This is a genomic window from Acinetobacter tianfuensis, assembly GCF_003611465.1.
Taxonomy (GTDB): domain Bacteria; phylum Pseudomonadota; class Gammaproteobacteria; order Pseudomonadales; family Moraxellaceae; genus Acinetobacter; species Acinetobacter tianfuensis.
The window spans coordinates 37,658-53,984 of the sequence record NZ_RAXV01000028.1; the positions used below are offsets into that span (position 1 = coordinate 37,658).

The following is a 16,327-nucleotide window of genomic DNA, read 5'->3' on the forward strand; positions in this document are numbered from 1 at the left end:
GCAGGCTGAAATTTCACTGCGATAAACCTGCTGATTTTAAAAATCCTAGTGTTAGAATAGAGTCCGACGTAATTTTAAGCAGCCGTGAATTCAGCAGATGTCAGACAGCAATATCCCGCTACCAGAACGACTTAGACCCCGTGATCTTTCTGAAATTATTGGTCAGGATCATTTATTGGGTGATCAGGCGCCGCTGCGTCAGATGATTGATCAAGGGCATTTGCCTTCAATTATTTTTTGGGGGCCGCCCGGAGTAGGAAAAACCACCATTGCGCTGCTGCTGGCGCAGGCGGTTGACCGTCCATTTGTAAGTTTATCTGCATTAAATACTGGTGTGAAAGAGCTGCGTGAGGTCATAGCAGACAGCGGTGACTTACTGACTCCAGTCGTTTTTATTGACGAGATCCACCGTTTTAACAAGTCACAGCAGGATGCGCTGCTGAATGCGGTAGAAAAGGGCAAAATTACGCTCATTGGCGCAACAACAGAAAATCCGTCTTTTGAAGTGAACAGCGCATTGCTGTCACGCTGTCAGGTTTATACGCTCAATGCGCTGAGCGCAGAGTCGATTGAGCAGCTCCTGACCCAAGCGATACAGGCCGATGCATTTTTAAAAGCGCGTTATATTCATATTGAAGAATTTGAAGCATTGGTGCAGTTTGCTGCCGGTGATGCCCGCAAAGCGCTGAATTTACTTGACTTGATTGCCAGCACCTTTGAGCCGGATGTTGAAAATATTATTAGCAATGCTGTTGTGGTGAAAGTTGCGCAGCAAAATATTGCACGCTACGACAAATCGGGTGAACAGCATTATGATCTAGTCTCAGCCATGATTAAATCTATTCGCGGCAGTGACCCTGACGCAGCGCTGTATTGGCTGGCGCGTATGCTGAAAGGGGGAGAGGATCCAGTATTTTTAGCGCGCAGGATGCTCATTGCTGCTTCTGAAGATATAGGCAATTCAAACCCGAATGCGCTGCTGCTGGCGGGTGAATGTTTCCGTTCTGTACAGGCTGTCGGTATGCCAGAAGCTAGAATCATATTGGGACAGTGCGCGGTTTATCTGGCAACCAGCGCAAAGAGCAACAGCACGTATTTAGCCATTAATAAGGCAATGGATTTAGCCGAAAAAACAGCGGATCTGCCGGTGCCGCTGCATTTGCGCAATGCGCCGACAAAGCTGATGAAAGAGCAGGGGTACGGCGCAGACTATTTGTATCCGCATAACTACCCTGAACATTTTGTGGCGCAGGAATATCTTCCGCCAGAGCTGAAAGGCACGAAACTCTATGAATCTGCACGCAACAAGCGTGAAGTAGAAGGAGAGCGCCTGCAACAGCGCCGCTGGATGCAGCAACAGCAGCAATAATGTCTGTATAAATAGATGGATAAAAAAAGCCCAGCTTTTTGGGGGAGAGCTGGGCTGCAAAAGAAAGAGGGAGACATTCGGCTGAAACAGCCAGCGCATATTCAAACGTAATCGGCCGCCGCAGCGTGTTTCACTGTTTGCCTGAACTGTTTTAAGCTTAGTTGTTTTTTACCAGTCTGTAAAAACGATGTTTTTTATCGCACTTATTTGTTTTTTGGATGATGCATTAAAAACAAAGGTTTATATCTTAAAATTTGAAGGGAAATCGCTATTTTTTGCTAAAAAACATGTCTAGCCACAGGCATGAGGCTGAAAGAGATAGCCGCAGGTTCATCAATACTGCATAAAAAACCGGGCGTGCAGCCCGGTTTTTTCTTTGAAGACTCAGACGCGATTAGATGTCTGAAAGGTCGATACCGATACGGGCAGCAACTTCTTCATAAGCTTCAACAACACCGCCTAAACCTTGACGGAAACGGTCTTTGTCGAGTTTCTTCTTCGTGTCTTTGTCCCATAGACGGCAGCCGTCTGGAGAGAATTCATCACCTAGTACGATACGGTCGTGGAATACGCCAAATTCAAGTTTGAAGTCTACAAGAAGCATATTGCCAGCAGCAAAAAGCTCTTTAAGCACATCGTTAACTTTGTAAGTTAAATCTTTCATTTGAGCCAGCTGTTCAGCTGTTGCCCAGCCTAAAGAAATGGCTTGAGATTCGTTGACCATTGGGTCGCCCAATGCGTCATCTTTGAAGAAAAGCTCAAAAGTTGGCGGAACCAATTCTTTGCCTTCTTCGACACCTAGACGGCGGCATAATGAACCTGCAGCATAGTTGCGCACTACGCATTCAACAGGGATCATTTGCAATTTTTTCACTAGAACTTCGTTTGGCGTAAGAAGCTTTTCAAAGTGAGTCTCAATGCCGGCAGCAGCCAATTTTTCCATAATAAAGGCGTTAAAACGGTTGTTCACCTTACCTTTACGATCGAGCTGTTCGATTTTCTCACCGTTGAATGCCGAAGCATCGTCACGGAAGACGAGGATGAGGTGATCTGCACTGTCTGTTTCATAAACAGATTTCGCTTTACCAGTATAGAGCAAGGTTTGTTTTAACATTGAGGGAACCTTTTTCAAAAAAAATGCCTAGAAATGTCTAGGCTGGCCAATTTTGGTAAATCTGGGTTAACAGTTCTGCAGCTTTTTCTTTATCTGCAAAAGAGTTATCGGCATTGAATACAGCTAGATTATTGCTAGAACCCGCAGCGGTCAGTCTTAAGACATAGATTTGCTGGTCAATTTTGACTGTTACTTCGTAACGGTTTTTGCTCTGACCAACGATGGAATGGTTAAGGCTGCTGAGAGTGGCAAGTGTATATTGCCAAATTGTAGCAGAATTTCCGTCAATTTTGAGCAAAGGATTGAGATTTCCATCCGTTACAAGCTGCGGATGACTTAGATCGGCTGTATTTTGAGCTGCATCTGATGTTTCATCACCTGACTGCAGATCAGGACGGGGCATAGCAAAGCGGTTGCCGCGTTTATTTTCCAGATTCGGCGCATGCTCAATTGCAAGCGCGTCCACTGTCGGAGCAGGATACAGCGGCGCTGCGGGCCGTACCATTGCGCCTTCAGGGTATTTTAATGGTTCTAGAGCTGTAGTGTCTTTATAATCTAAAGTGCCATTATTAAAGGCAAGGGTGCTACAGCCCGTTAAACTCATAACTGAAAGGACAAGGGTAAGTCCGAAACGTAATTGCATAATGATTTTACTCTTTATTTGCTTACGCCCGCTTGTTCAAGTGCTTCGTGCAGCGGTGCGCGGTATTGTTCTGCCAGCGTGGTCAGCGGCAAGCGGATGCCTGTGCTGATTAGGCCCATATCGTGAAGCGCCCATTTCACAGGAATTGGGTTGGATTCACAAAATAAAATATTGTGTAAATTTGCAACTTGATCATTCAGTTCAGCTGCTTTTGCATGGTCGCCAGCAAGCGCTGCTGCGCAAATGCCGCTCATTTCTTTAGGCGCAACGTTGGCTGTTACAGAAATGTTGCCTTTCGCGCCATGTTCCATCAGCTGGTATGCCGTAGCATCATCACCTGAGTATACAGTCATGTTTTTGCCTTCAAGGCCTTTCAGTAATTCAATACCGCGAGGCACATCGCCAGTAGCATCTTTAATGCCGACGATTTGAGGAATGTCTGCTAAACGGATGACGGTTTCGTTCAGCATATCTACGCCAGTACGGCCTGGTACGTTATATAGAATTAAAGGCAGATCAGCAGCTGCAGCAATTGCTTTATAGTGCTGGAACAAACCTTCTTGGGTCGGTTTATTGTAATAAGGTGTCACAAGCAATGCGGCATCTGCACCAAGTTCTTTGGCTTCTTTAGTCAGCTCAATTGCTTCGTGTGTAGAGTTTGCGCCAGTGCCGGCAATAATAGGAATACGTTTGTTCGCTACACGGATGATTTCTTTGATCACTTGTGTATGTTCAGCCATGCTCAGGGTAGAGGCTTCACCTGTTGTGCCGACAGCAACAATACTGTTTGTGCCTTGCTTTATATGCCACTCAACCAGCTTCTCTAGGCCCTTCCAATCTACGCTGCCATCTTCAAACATTGGGGTGACGATTGCGACAATTGAACCTTGAATGGTCTGTGCTTGCTGAGTCATTTTGAAAAAAATCCTATTTTTCCATCCTAAAACAGTGAGAATGTCATTTATTTGGATGGGTTCGTATTTTGATATACAGCAAATTCAATACGTTTGCGTTGAATTGAGTAATGCTTATGCAAATTATGACTGATCGTAAGCATAAGAACAATATGCTTTAGTCAAAGCCATAAAAATCTTTATACAAAGCCTGCTGAAAACAATCAAGAGTTGCTGCAGGTGTATTTTATGCAGTTTTGCAATGAAAATACCTGCAGCGTTTTACATAGAAAGAATATGTCAGAGAATGCAAAAAATGTGCTGAATTGCATAAATTTTATGCGGAACACTATATTTTTCTGCAATTCCATGTATTTAGCTCAAGATTAAGATGTAAAAAAGATGAATATAGACGTGGCATCTATATTTTGCAGTAAATTTTATCCTTGGCTGTATTCTTTATAGTGATGCAAATAATCTATTTAAGCTATAACAAAAAAACAGAATTTTTGCTGCTTGATTCAAGCTTATTAATTGATCTATCAGGCAAATTGCTGAATTTTAAAAAATAATAGAACTGGTATTTATTGTTTTTAAGACTTTATTATTTGGTGTAGAAAGTGGTAGTAATCAATTGTTTTTTGTGTAAAAAACGAATTTTCTTAAACTTATGGTCACTATGCTTGTTCTTAGGGCTGATAGATGATGGCGCTGTCATTTAACGCTGATTGAAACAAGGATTCCCCAATGGAAAGATCAGATAATAAACATGCTATTGTCACGGTAGCAATCTGTTTTCTAATTGCCGTAATCGAAGGCTTAGATATTCAGGCTGCAGGTATTGCAGCTGCAGGTATTCGTGAACATTTCGGCCTAGACAGCTCACAATTGGGGGTGTTTTTTAGTGCAGGGATTTTAGGCTTATTGCCTGGCGCGCTAGTAGGCGGGCGTATTGCTGACCGTATCGGCCGTAAAATGGTTCTGATTTGGTCCGTAGCAATTTTCGCGGTATTCACTTTATGTACAGTATGGGTAAACAGCTTTAACTCATTGCTTACTGTGCGTTTTTTAGCAGGTGCGGGCCTTGGCGCTGCAATGCCAATTTTGATTACACTGGCTTCTGAAGCGGTATCTCCAGCAAACCGCGGCCGCGCGGTAGGCTTAATGTACTGCGGCATGCCTGTAGGCGCTGCAATTCTATCTTTAGTTGCAAGTACAGATTTTGGTTCAAACTGGAAAAATATTTTCTATTTAGGCGGTTTGCTTCCAATTATTGTTGTTCCTGTAATGCTATGGCTATTGCCTGAATCTAAAGAATATTTGAAAGCGAAAGATCAAGCGTCAGTATCAGACGCAGAAGCTGTACCGCAAGGTTCTTTCAAGGATTTATTTAACGCTGCAAACTTGATGCGTACGGTATGCATCTGGATCAGCTACTTCTTTACACTGATGGTGGTTTACATCATGTTAAGCTGGCTGCCGTCATTGTTTACAGAACTTGGCTTTACACGCAAAGAAGGCGCAACAGCTCAGTTCTACTTCATGGTAAGTGCAACAGTTGGTACGATTATCCTTGGCATGCTGACTGACCGCTGGAAAAAAGCCTATGTGATTTTACTGATGTATGGCGGTATCTTAGCGGGTCTATTGGCGCTGAACGCTGCGGGCTCATTAACACAAATGTATATGGCTGCAGCATTGGTAGGCGCGTTCGTGATTGGCTGTCAAGGTGTGCTGTATGCATTCGGCGGTATTGTTTATCCGACTGAAGTGCGCGGTACAGGCATTGGTGTCGGTTCAGCGGTTGGCCGTATTGGCGCGATGCTTGGGCCTGCAATTGCCGGTGCATTGCTGACAGCAGGTTATGGCGCTGCAGGTGTAATCTCAGCTGCGATCCCATGTATTATTATCTCTGCGATTTTCATGCTGCTGCTGGTACGCGGTTTGAATAAAACATCGTAAGCGATGAAGAAATAAAAGCCCGCATATGCGGGCTTTTTTCATGGCTGATGCAGGCTAAAGAGCTCAATTGACGGCTGGCTTCTCTTTTGCAAAAGTAAGTGACAAGCTTTTGATTTTATGCAAAACACGCACTGCATATTTGCCATATTGCAGTTTGAATGCTGCATCTGGGCCATTTTATTTTTAACGCCAAGACGGAATACTGCTCAACTAATGTAAATATACTGCAAGATATATAAAATTGAATTTGAAGGGATCGAGGTTTATGCAACAGAATTGCGCGCTGATTGTTGTAGATGTGCAAAATGGTTTTACGCCAGGGGGCAACTTGGCGGTTGCCAATGCTGATCAGATCATTCCAGTGATTAATCAGCTGGCTGAGCATTTTGATAATGCGGTACTGACGCAGGATTGGCATCCAGCCAATCATATTTCTTTTGCTGAAAATCATGCTGGGCGTAAGCCTTACGAGAGCATCGCGCTGAACTATGGTCCGCAAGTGCTATGGCCTGCGCACTGTGTCCAAGGTACGCATGATGCTGAGCTGCACCCAGCTTTGTATGTTCCTCAGGCGCAGCTGATTATCCGTAAAGGATTTCATGCAGACATTGACAGTTATTCTGCGTTTATGGAGGCCGATCAGCAGACTTCAACCGGTTTGGCTGGCTATTTAAAAGAGCGCGGTATTGATACAGTCTTTATTAGCGGGATTGCGACTGATTTCTGTGTGGCCTGGACTGCAATTGATGCGGCTAAATTGGGCTTTCAATCTTATGTGATTGCAGATGCTTGTAAAGGTATTGATCTGCAGGGGTCTTTGCAGCATGCATGGCAAGATATGCTGTCTAGCGGTGTTAAGAAAGTTTACAGCAAGGATATTTTGCCGGCAGCTGTTTGAGTATGCAGATAAATTGTATTGAATAAACCAGCTGGATTGACCAGCTTTTTTATTTTGCTATATAAAAATGGATGCAGTGCGGGTACTGGATTGTGCCTGCAGGCGCTTTGTGGCAGTGTGTGCAGCAGATTCAATAAGGATTTTGAAATGTCTGGCTTTTTGAAACTTTCACAGTGGATACAAAAGACCTTTGCATTTTGGGTCGTGCTGTTTTCAGCGCTGGCGCTGTGGACTCCCGACGCTTTTATTTGGCTGAAAGCGTATATACCTTGGATGCTGGGCATTATTATGTTCGGTATGGGCATGACCATGAGCGCCTCAGACTTTAAAAGCGTGCTGCACAGCCCGAAGGCTGTAGGCATTGGCGTGGCAGCGCAGTTTTTAGTCATGCCCGGTTTAGCATATCTGTTGTGCAAACTTTTTGCTTTGCCGCCTGAGATTGCAGTTGGTGTCATTTTGGTTGGATGCTGTCCGGGAGGGACTGCTTCGAATGTCATTACTTTTATGGCAAAAGGCAATACGGCATTGTCTGTGGCGTGTACTTCTGTTTCGACTTTGCTTGCGCCAGTGCTGACACCTGCCATTTTCTATGTGCTTGCCAGCCAATGGGTCGATATCAATGCATGGTCTATGCTGCTGTCGGTGCTGCAGGTTGTGCTTGTGCCGATCTTAATGGGCTTGATTGTGCGCAGCCTATTTCAAAAACAGGCGGAAGCTTCGGCCCAGCTGATGCCGCTGATTTCTGTGGCGGCTATTGTTGCTATTGTGGCGGCGATTATTGGCGGCAGTAAAGCGCAAATTTTGGAGTCAGGCTTGCTTATTTTAACCGTGGTTGCTCTGCATAATGCTTTGGGCTGCTTATTGGGCTTTTGGGCAGCGAGAATATTCCAGCTGCCCTATGCTGACTGTAAAGCGGTATCGATTGAAGTCGGTATGCAAAATTCGGGTTTAGGTGTTGCTTTAGCCGCGGCGCATTTTGCGGCGTCGCCTATTACCGCTGTACCCAGCGCAATTTTCAGCTTATGGCACAATATTTCAGGTTCAATACTGGCAAGCTATTGGGCTGGGCGCTTCGATGGACAGAAATAGATAAGGCATTCAGCTGAGAATCTAAGAATAAAAAAAAGCCTGACATATGTCAGGCTTTTTATCTGCAGCGCTTTTAAGAGGCTTTAGATTGTTTCGATTTTAAAATTTCGGTACGGAATGATTGAGCCAGTTCAGCCGCTTCGGAGTCCATGCCATTGATCATAAAGGCATGGCGGGCTAGAACATTGGTTGGATTCGGCAGGCTGACCAGCTGGAAATGGTCTGAAATGTCTTTCAGCAGATGGTTTGGCACATGCACTGCATTTTCTTTGGCTGCCAGCTGCAGCACAAGGCGTTCAGCCGCTTGTACTGAACTGAGCTGCATTGCTTCTACTGAGCTGGAAATCGCGCTGCGGGTTTGCAGCACAAAACGTTTTTCTTCGCGGTAGCGTTTATACAGAACGTCAGACAGCAGCTGGAAGACAGCACTGATCATGGTCAGGCATTGCAGGGCATTTGGCTGTTCTGCAGAAATACTGATGACAGCGCCATGATCATCGAACTTCTGCACAGTGGTAATGTCAGAGCTATTCAGCTTGTAGTACTGCAGGCAGAGATCCACTGTCTTATTCAAAAACAGCTGGCATAAGTTGAAATATGGCCCAGAGACCGTTTTATTTACAGTATCTAGCAGCTGTTTGGGATCATAGAACTGAATATTCAGCGCTAGGCTGCTGTTGTCCAGCACAATTGGCTTCTGCTCTTTTTTAGGCTGGTGCTGCGCATTTTTCTGTGCTTGGGCAATTGCCACCGCAGCATTGTGTTTTTCTTGTTCCAAAGCTTGGGTTAAGCTCTGAATTTCATGCTTCAGCCGTGATTCATTATTAATGCGCGCTAGAAACTCACTGCGGCTCGGACGGGCAATCGCTCTGTATGCCAGCCATAAAAGGCCATGGATCAGCAGAGATACGATAATGGCTAGCCATTGTGTGCGCAGAATTTCGCCAATGCTTGGTTTGATGAGCGTAATTTCGACTGTGCCGACTTTTTTCTCATTTTGCAGCGCATCGCGGACAAAGACTTCACCTTCACGGGTTTTGGTTTGACCGCCAGTTGCCAGCACTTGCTTGCTGGCATTTAAAATACGGATAGAGGCCACACTTGGGTTCGTTGCATAGCGGTCAGCCAGCAGCGCCAAAGATACGGTATTGGCCGGTTCCATTTCTGAAATGCTGTCTGTGACCAGCTGGCTGGTCATCAGTTGACCTTGGCTGGCACGGTTTTCGTTCAGCTGATGTGTGGTTGCCAATACCAATAAAAAGGTATGGAAAGCGAAACTTACTATTAGTAGGCTAGCAAATAGCCCTTGTCTAGGCGCATTCAACGTAAACTTCCAAGGCAAAACTGTTCATTTTCGATTATGATTCTAACAATAGTTGTAGCTCAGACCCGAGTCAATTCATGCGAGAAATCATTCTTATTTCATTTTTAGGTCCAGACCAGCCTAATCAATTTACCCGATTAATGCAGGCGCTGTCCGCCCATTCCTTACAGATCTTAGATGTAGGTCAAGCCGTCATTCATAACCAACTGACTTTAGGTATTGTTGTTTCGTCAGATGACCAAACCGCTACAGCTTTAGCAATGAAGGAAATTCTAATTTTAGCACATGAAATTGGCTTAACAGTTCGTTTTAAACCAATCTCTGCAACTGAATATGAACAATGGGTAAGTGAAGGAGGCCGTACACGCTATATCGTGACGGCTTTAGCACCAGAGCTGACCCCTTCACATTTACAGGCTGTAACAAAAATTGTGTCAGGCCAAGGCTTTAACATTGAAACAGTAACCCGTTTATCAGGCCGTCCAAGCTTGGACGGCAGCGCTGAAGGCCCAAAACGCGCCTGTGTGCAATTTGGCCTAAGCGGTCAAATGTTAGATGCCGCAGCTATGCGCGCAGCTTGCTTGAGCCTGTCTGCAGAGTTGAATGTCGATGTAGCGGTACAGGAAGACAATGCTTACCGCCGTAACCGCCGTTTAGTTTGTTTTGATATGGACTCAACGCTGATTGAGCAGGAAGTGATTGATGAGCTGGCCATTGAAGCTGGCGTAGGCGCTCAAGTCGCAGAAATTACTGAACGCGCAATGCAGGGCGAACTGGATTTCCAGAGCAGTTTCCGTGCGCGCGTGGCATTGCTCAAAGGCATGGATGCATCTGTATTGTCGAAAATTGCAGAGCGCTTGACGGTTACTGAAGGCGCAGAGCGTCTAATTTCGACTTTAAAAGCATTAGGCTACCGTACAGCAATTTTATCAGGCGGTTTCCAGTATTTTGCTGAGTATCTGCAAGCGAAGCTGGGCATTGATGAAGTGCATGCCAATATCTTGGATATTCAGGATGGCGTAGTCACAGGTGAAGTGAAAGGCCATATTGTGGATGGCGCACGTAAAGCCTTGCTGCTGACACAAATTGCTGAAGAAATGGGTATTTCTTTAGAGCAGGCCATTGCGGTAGGCGATGGCGCAAATGACTTGCCGATGCTGTCAATTGCAGGTTTAGGCGTCGCATTCCGTGCGAAACCTTTGGTACGTCAAAATGCCAATCAGGCGATTTCTAGCGTCGGTTTGGATGGCGTGCTGTACTTGCTGGGCGTGCATGATAAAGATTTAAACCGCGCTTAAGCGGCATGGCTGAATGAAGAAGCGCAGCTGTAAAGCTGCGCTTTTTGATTTGTCCGCGGTGCAAATCATTTGTTTACTATTAAAAAATAGTCGACAAAAACAACGATTAACATGATCTGAAAAATAATTTTTAGCATGCAGAATTGCACTTATTTTTTTGTAATGACACGCCAAGCGAGATGCTGTCCTTGTTCTGTAAAAACTTAAAATTAAAAAAATGTAATGACAAAATAATGTTGCGACAATATGTGTCGCTTAACCGGATAACAAGACTTTTTTTATCAAAAAAACTGCGCATAATGCAGTCATAGAGATTGATGTTCATACATTCCATTGATTGATTAAACGGTTATTTTTACAGAGCTCAGCTTGTGCAAGGTTCTGTTAAACGTCGGAGGTTTATATGGTAACAGCGAATTTTGCCACCATTCTGGGCTTAAGCTTAGTCGCGGCTGCTGTCATTGCTGTTTTCTTCTCGCCGTATCGTCGCTGGTTGAATTATATGTTCGCAGGTATGCTGGCTTGGGGCATGATTGAAGTGATCCGCTTCGGCGCACAGGCGGTATTTGAATTGCCAATGGCTTATAGCTATCTTGTTGCGCTGATGAGTGCGATGGCCGTATTTATTCTGATGCTGTTTGCAGAAGACCGCCGTGCCGAGCAGCGTGCTGCAAAGCGCCGCTATATTGAACATACGCCAGTGTATGAAGACGATCAGCAGCAATTTTCAAGCCGCTAATTCTCATAATTAGAATGCAAAAGTCAGGCATGCCAAGCGCATGCCTTTTTTGTGCCTGCTGGATAATTTATGCAGCAAAGGCTTAGTTTAAAAAATAGAAGTTATGGTAGGATGAGGCAGTCGTTTTTCCAACAATTACAATAGGCTCAATGTCATGAAATTATCATCAATTCCTGTCGTGAAGTTACCGCTGGTTGATGTCAGCACGGACCCGCTGGATTTACTGGTTGCTGGTTTGGCGCTTCGTATGAAACAGCTGGCGCGTACTAGCCCCAAGTTTATTGAATTGGTTCATGAGCGTCAGTTCCGTATCCAAATCGGTACAGATTTAGGTGTTGCGCGTCAGATTATCGTCAACAACGGTCATATTGACACAGTTTCAGGCGATGCAGAAAAAGCTGATTTCATTTTACAGTTTGCTGACAGTGAACAGGGTGTGAAGACTTTAATGAAAGGCGACCCGACTGCATTTATGACGGGTATGCAGAACGGCAGCATTAAAATGAAAGGTGATTTTGGCTTATTGGTATGGTTTAACCAAGTGGCTAAATTGGTGCCGCCAAAATTGCCAAAACCGGTGAAAGAAAAAATTAAAATTGCCCGCGCTTTCATTAAAGAAAAAACAGGTAAGTAATTTAAAAATTTCATCCAAGCCGTTTATTTTCTCCCTTTTCGGAGAAATACAAAGAGGGAATGAATATGGATGAAATTTTTGAGATAAAAAAGCCCTCGCTTGAGGGCTTTTTTATGATTTGGTATTTATTCAACATCTAAATTAAAAGTCACAGGGCCATCATTGACCAAATGCACTTTCATGTCGGCAGCAAAAATACCGGTTTGCACATTGTCAAATTGGCTTTTGGCATAGTGAACCAATTGTTCATACAGCGCTTTAGCATCGCTTGGCGGCATGGCAGGGCCGAAGTCAGGCCTTAAACCTTTCTGGGTATTTGCCATGAGCGTAAATTGAGATACCAGCAGTAATCCGCCGCCTGCTTGGCTGACATTCCAGCCCATTTTGCCTTGTTCATCATCAAAAAAGCGATATTTCAAAATCTTATCAATCAGCTTTTTGCCTTTTTCAAAATCATCTTCTTTGCCCAGACCTAAAAAAACTAAAATTCCGTGCTGAATTTCGCCTGCGGTTTCACCATCCACCACGACTTTGGCTTCGAGCACTCGCTGTAAAAGGGCGCGCATAATTTTTTAATCACTCAATAGATATGTCTGAATTGTAGCAAATCTGCTGTTTAAGCTCTGAGTTATTATGTGGAAATTGTACTTAAGGTACTGAAAAGATTTTGATTTACTTTTAATAATCATCTAAGGCGACTGAAATCATAAATATTATCTTTTTTTATTTATTAGCTCTTGCTCGTCTTTTTCGGGCAGGAAAGGTTTAAAAGAGAGAGCAAGATGATGTTTAAGCGTTCTTGAGTTGTTGCTCGGTTAGCAGCAACGGGTCAAAAGACAGCGCAGGAATTTGCCAAAATGATGAGTCAAGAGCAAAAACTGGAAGAGCTGGTTAACAGCATGAGGTAAGGCTGCAGCAGTTTAAAACGCGCTGTCCAGCTAAACGCAGGCCATTTTGTTTTTGGGTATTTACTAAAAACAGCGCATTCCTTATTACAAATATGCTTTAATGCCAAGAGTTGAGAAAAACTTAAAATTGTATGACAGCTCTGATTCAATCCCTTCTAGATACCGACTTGTACAAATTCACCATGCTGCAGGTGGTATTGCATCAATTTCCGCAAACGCACAGTGTGTATCATTTCAGGTGCCGTAATTTAGATGCCACGGCATATCCTTTGGCGGAAATTTTAGAAGATTTAAACACGCAGCTGGATTTATTGTGCCAGCTGAAGTTTAGAGAAGATGAATTGCAATATTTGCGCAGTCTGCGTTTTATTAAAAGTGATTTTGTCGACTATCTGGAGCTGTTCCAGCTTAAGCGCCGCTTTATTCACGCGTCTATTGATGATGAAGGCCGTTTAGACATTCGCGTAGAAGGGCCGATGGTTCAAGCGATGATGTTTGAAATTTTCGTTCTGGCTATAGTGAATGAGCTTTATTTCCAACGTATCCGCAGTGATGAGGTTTGGGTTGAAGGTGAGCGCCGTTTACAGGCGAAAATTGAGCTGCTCAAACAGTACAGTGCAACGCAAAATCCAAATGATCCGCCATTTTTAGTGTCGGATTTTGGTACCCGCCGCCGCTATAGCTTTGCATGGCAAAAGCATGTGATTGAAGAGTTTAACAAAGCAGCGCCAAACATTTTCCGCGGCACGAGTAATGTATTTATTGCCAAAGAATTAGGCATTACACCGATTGGCACCATGGCGCATGAGTTTTTGCAAGCTTTCCAAGCCTTGGATGTCCGTTTGCGCAATTTCCAAAAAGCAGCGCTTGAAACATGGGTGCAGGAATACCGCGGCGATTTAGGCATTGCTCTGACCGATGTGGTGGGAATGGATGCTTTCCTGCGTGATTTTGATCTGTACTTTGCCAAACTGTTTGACGGTCTGCGCCATGACAGCGGTGATCCCTTTGTTTGGGGTGACAAAGCATATGCACACTATAAAAAGCTGAAAATTGACAGCAAAACTAAAATGCTGACCTTTAGTGATGGTTTGAATTTGGAAAAAGCTTGGGAATTACACCAATATTTCAAAGACCGTTTCCAAGTCAGTTTCGGGATTGGCACCAATTTGACCAATGATATGGGGCAGACACCTTTGAATATTGTTTTAAAATTGGTGGAATGCAATGGCCAATCGGTAGCGAAAATTTCCGACAGTCCAGGGAAAACCATGACTGATAACGGCACTTTCCTTGCTTATTTACGCCAAGTATTTGAGATTCAGGAAGACTGAAAGGTATTGTGAATAAACAGAAAAGGAGCGCTTGTCCGCTCCTTTTTTATATCTATCGCTTTTAGGCAAATTTCATACGTATTTTTATCGCTGTTTATTAGCGTAACTTATGTATGTTTATATCTGAAAATTTGCTAAGGCATACGGGAAATTACGGCTAATTGTAAAATACAGTTATGTTAAGATCAGGCATAAGTAGATAAATAATGAAACCGACAGCGATGACTGAAACTGCATTGGATTTTGGTTTGCTTATAGAAGCAGAAGACTTAGTGCCGTATTTAGGGCATGAAAAATTAAGAATTTTCGATTTGAGCCGCAGTTCGGTTTATGAACAGCTGCATATTCCGCATGCAGTGCATGTGCAGCCGAAGCTCTTGGTGCGTCAAGAAGAGCAGGCCATGGGCCTGCTGCCGGATCAGGCTGGCTTAGAGCAGCTGATTCAGCATTTAAATATTTCTCCAGAACATCATGTTGTGGTGTATGACGATGAAGGCGGGGCATGGGCTGGGCGCTTAATTTGGAATTTGCACTGTTTAGGTTTTGAAAATACCAGCCTGCTGAATGGCGGTATTCATGCTTGGCTAGGCGCTGGTTTTCCAACGTCAGCAGATGTGCCTGCGTTTGATCCGATTGAAAATTTGGTACAGGTTGATTTATCGCATAAGCAAAACTTTCAGATTGAATATGCACAGCTGCGTGAGCAGGTGGAAAATAGCCAAATTCAAATTTGGGACTGCCGTACAGAAGATGAATATACAGGCCTGCGTCTAGCAGCGCGACGCGGCGGTCACATTCCAAATGCCCGTCATTTTGAATGGAGTACTGCCCTTAACAGGCAAAATCATTTAAAATTGCATCCTTTAGATCGCACGCAGCAGCGCTTAGAACAATTGGGCTTTAATTTAAACGAACCGGTGGCTGTGTATTGCCAGTCGCATCATCGTTCAGGTTTGGCTTATATCTTGGGGCGCTTATTGGGCTGGAATATTCAAGCCTATGATGGTGCGTGGAGTGAGTGGGGCAACCGCCTCGATAGTCCAGTTATAACCGGAGAGCTGCCGTCTTGAGCATCACATCTCAATTAAAAAAACAACTTTTCATTCAAGCGCAGCGTGTTGTACCGCAGCATAAGCTGTCCCGTGTGGTTGGCAAGCTGGCAGCCAGTGAAAACCCAATTGTCAAAAATGCGGTAATTTCAGCATTTAAAGCGCAATACGGCATTGATATGTCGATTGCAGAGCAAAGCAATGCTTTGAAGTTTAAGTCATTCAATGAGTTTTTTACCCGCTCTTTAAAAGACGGCGTACGTGCAATTGATACAGATGCAGGCAGTATTGTGTCACCTGCAGACGGTGCCATTTCACAGTTGGGTAAAATTGAAGCCGGTGATATTTTTCAGGCCAAAGGCCAAAGCTTTTCTGTAGAAAAATTGATTGCAGATCCGCAGCTGGCAGAGCCGTTTAAAAATGGCCAGTTTGCTACAGTTTATTTATCGCCAAAAGATTATCACCGTGTGCATATGCCGTTTGCAGGCACGTTAACTGAAACGCTGTATGTGCCGGGAGAGTTATTCTCTGTCAATCAAACGACTGCGGAAAATATTCCAGGCTTATTTGCGCGCAATGAACGTATGGTTTGCTTATTTGATACGGAATTGGGCCGTATGGCGGTGGTTTTAGTCGGTGCGATGATTGTGGCTGGTATTGAAACGGTAGCGACAGGCAAGGTGAAGCCATCAGGCCGTATTGAGTTGAATCAGCACGATATGAAGCTGGAAAAAGGTGCAGAATTGGGCCGTTTTTATTTAGGTTCGACGGCTGTGGTTTTATTTGAGGAAAATAAAATGGCATGGGATGCTGCATTTAAAGCAAACTCTACTGTAGTGATGGGCGAGGCTTTAGGGCATACGCTTTAATTGAGTGTCTAATATTATAAAATTCCTCCTTCCTCTGGGAGGGGATTAGGCGGAGGGAAAAAACCTCTCCCTAACCTTCTCCTATAAGGATATAAGAGGAGGTGTAGTGGTCAACAAATATTGGACACATTTTTAAGTCTTTTTTCAGCCTCACAAGGGCTGAGTCCATCATTAAATTGATGTGGTTGTATCTGATTGTAATAT

Annotated in this window: 15 protein-coding genes; 10 read left to right on the forward strand and 5 right to left on the reverse strand. The window is 44.2% G+C overall.

Translation table 11 applies throughout. The annotated features are described in order from the left end of the window. Positions 1-97 precede the first annotated feature (97 nt). Positions 98-1,369 (forward strand): replication-associated recombination protein A, encoded by a 1,272-nt coding sequence (locus D7V32_RS12440; protein ID WP_120403173.1) that lies wholly within the window; start codon positions 98-100, stop codon positions 1,367-1,369. A gap of 394 nt (positions 1,370-1,763) precedes the next feature. Here D7V32_RS12440 and purC read toward each other — a convergent pair whose 3' ends face one another. Genes purC through dapA form a run of 3 tightly spaced genes read right to left on the reverse strand, consistent with a single transcriptional unit; the run spans position 1,764 to position 4,040 of the window. Beyond that, positions 1,764-2,483, reverse strand: coding sequence for a phosphoribosylaminoimidazolesuccinocarboxamide synthase (purC, locus tag D7V32_RS12445; RefSeq protein WP_120403174.1), 720 nt, complete (start codon positions 2,481-2,483; stop codon positions 1,764-1,766). A gap of 37 nt (positions 2,484-2,520) precedes the next feature. After that, a complete protein-coding gene (locus D7V32_RS12450) occupies positions 2,521-3,126 on the reverse strand; it encodes a lipoprotein-34 precursor (NlpB) (RefSeq protein WP_120403175.1) in 606 nt (201 codons plus the stop codon). Between the two features lie 14 nt (positions 3,127-3,140). After that, a complete protein-coding gene (gene dapA / locus D7V32_RS12455) occupies positions 3,141-4,040 on the reverse strand; it encodes a 4-hydroxy-tetrahydrodipicolinate synthase (protein ID WP_120403176.1) in 900 nt (299 codons plus the stop codon). Positions 4,041-4,766: 726 nt separating this feature from the next. Between dapA and mhpT the strand changes: the two genes are divergently transcribed. From mhpT to D7V32_RS12470, 3 genes are all read left to right on the forward strand, one after another. After that, complete coding sequence (gene mhpT / locus D7V32_RS12460) at positions 4,767-5,981, forward strand: 3-(3-hydroxy-phenyl)propionate transporter MhpT (RefSeq protein WP_120403177.1); 1,215 nt, start codon at positions 4,767-4,769, stop codon at positions 5,979-5,981. Positions 5,982-6,246: 265 nt separating this feature from the next. Further along, entirely contained in the window at positions 6,247-6,879 is a 633-nt protein-coding gene (pncA, locus tag D7V32_RS12465; protein ID WP_120403178.1) for a bifunctional nicotinamidase/pyrazinamidase, read from the forward strand. Positions 6,880-7,026: 147 nt separating this feature from the next. Beyond that, positions 7,027-7,968: a bile acid:sodium symporter family protein gene (locus tag D7V32_RS12470; protein ID WP_120403179.1), complete on the forward strand. Its 942-nt coding sequence runs from the start codon at positions 7,027-7,029 to the stop codon at positions 7,966-7,968. A gap of 73 nt (positions 7,969-8,041) precedes the next feature. On the opposite strand, the gene D7V32_RS12475 is transcribed toward D7V32_RS12470, so the two are convergent. Beyond that, entirely contained in the window at positions 8,042-9,292 is a 1,251-nt protein-coding gene (locus D7V32_RS12475) for a hypothetical protein (protein WP_120403180.1), read from the reverse strand. Positions 9,293-9,369: 77 nt separating this feature from the next. Here D7V32_RS12475 and serB point away from each other — a divergent pair, with 77 nt between their 5' ends. The 3 genes from serB to D7V32_RS12490 all read left to right on the forward strand — a co-directional run bounded on the left by serB (position 9,370) and on the right by D7V32_RS12490 (position 11,963). Then, positions 9,370-10,590 carry a phosphoserine phosphatase SerB gene (gene serB, locus D7V32_RS12480; RefSeq protein ID WP_120403181.1) on the forward strand — a complete coding sequence of 407 codons (1,221 nt, stop codon included), beginning with the start codon at positions 9,370-9,372 and terminating at the stop codon, positions 10,588-10,590. 403 nt (positions 10,591-10,993) lie between these two features. Continuing rightward, complete coding sequence (gene aciT, locus D7V32_RS12485) at positions 10,994-11,329, forward strand: AciT family ciprofloxacin tolerance protein (protein ID WP_120403182.1); 336 nt, start codon at positions 10,994-10,996, stop codon at positions 11,327-11,329. A 154-nt stretch (positions 11,330-11,483) separates the two neighbouring features. Further along, on the forward strand, positions 11,484-11,963 hold the full coding sequence (locus D7V32_RS12490) for an SCP-2 sterol transfer family protein (RefSeq protein ID WP_120403183.1): 480 nt from the start codon (positions 11,484-11,486) through the stop codon (positions 11,961-11,963). Between the two features lie 125 nt (positions 11,964-12,088). On the opposite strand, the gene dtd is transcribed toward D7V32_RS12490, so the two are convergent. Next, entirely contained in the window at positions 12,089-12,529 is a 441-nt protein-coding gene (gene dtd / locus D7V32_RS12495; RefSeq protein WP_120403184.1) for a D-aminoacyl-tRNA deacylase, read from the reverse strand. A 473-nt stretch (positions 12,530-13,002) separates the two neighbouring features. Between dtd and pncB the strand changes: the two genes are divergently transcribed. From pncB to asd, 3 genes are all read left to right on the forward strand, one after another. After that, positions 13,003-14,205 carry a nicotinate phosphoribosyltransferase gene (pncB, locus tag D7V32_RS12500; protein ID WP_120403185.1) on the forward strand — a complete coding sequence of 401 codons (1,203 nt, stop codon included), beginning with the start codon at positions 13,003-13,005 and terminating at the stop codon, positions 14,203-14,205. A 221-nt stretch (positions 14,206-14,426) separates the two neighbouring features. After that, the gene (locus D7V32_RS12505; RefSeq protein WP_120403193.1) at positions 14,427-15,275 is read left to right on the forward strand and encodes a sulfurtransferase; all 849 of its coding nucleotides are present in this window, start codon (positions 14,427-14,429) and stop codon (positions 15,273-15,275) included. Then, on the forward strand, positions 15,272-16,123 hold the full coding sequence (gene asd / locus D7V32_RS12510; protein WP_120403186.1) for an archaetidylserine decarboxylase: 852 nt from the start codon (positions 15,272-15,274) through the stop codon (positions 16,121-16,123). Before D7V32_RS12505 ends, asd begins: the two co-directional genes overlap by 4 nt. Positions 16,124-16,327: the final 204 nt, after the last annotated feature.

Excerpts from the sequence above, each read along its gene's own strand:
- D7V32_RS12440 (WP_120403173.1), top strand. The coding sequence starts at position 98 with ATGTCAGACAGCAATATCCCGCTACCAGAACGACTTAGACCCCGTGAT.
- purC (WP_120403174.1), bottom strand. The coding sequence starts at position 2,483 with ATGTTAAAACAAACCTTGCTCTATACTGGTAAAGCGAAATCTGTTTAT.
- D7V32_RS12450 (WP_120403175.1), bottom strand. The coding sequence starts at position 3,126 with ATGCAATTACGTTTCGGACTTACCCTTGTCCTTTCAGTTATGAGTTTA.
- dapA (WP_120403176.1), bottom strand. The coding sequence starts at position 4,040 with ATGACTCAGCAAGCACAGACCATTCAAGGTTCAATTGTCGCAATCGTC.
- mhpT (WP_120403177.1), top strand. The coding sequence starts at position 4,767 with ATGGAAAGATCAGATAATAAACATGCTATTGTCACGGTAGCAATCTGT.
- pncA (WP_120403178.1), top strand. The coding sequence starts at position 6,247 with ATGCAACAGAATTGCGCGCTGATTGTTGTAGATGTGCAAAATGGTTTT.
- D7V32_RS12470 (WP_120403179.1), top strand. The coding sequence starts at position 7,027 with ATGTCTGGCTTTTTGAAACTTTCACAGTGGATACAAAAGACCTTTGCA.
- serB (WP_120403181.1), top strand. The coding sequence starts at position 9,370 with ATGCGAGAAATCATTCTTATTTCATTTTTAGGTCCAGACCAGCCTAAT.
- aciT (WP_120403182.1), top strand. The coding sequence starts at position 10,994 with ATGGTAACAGCGAATTTTGCCACCATTCTGGGCTTAAGCTTAGTCGCG.
- D7V32_RS12490 (WP_120403183.1), top strand. The coding sequence starts at position 11,484 with ATGAAATTATCATCAATTCCTGTCGTGAAGTTACCGCTGGTTGATGTC.
- dtd (WP_120403184.1), bottom strand. The coding sequence starts at position 12,529 with ATGCGCGCCCTTTTACAGCGAGTGCTCGAAGCCAAAGTCGTGGTGGAT.
- pncB (WP_120403185.1), top strand. The coding sequence starts at position 13,003 with ATGACAGCTCTGATTCAATCCCTTCTAGATACCGACTTGTACAAATTC.
- D7V32_RS12505 (WP_120403193.1), top strand. The coding sequence starts at position 14,427 with ATGACTGAAACTGCATTGGATTTTGGTTTGCTTATAGAAGCAGAAGAC.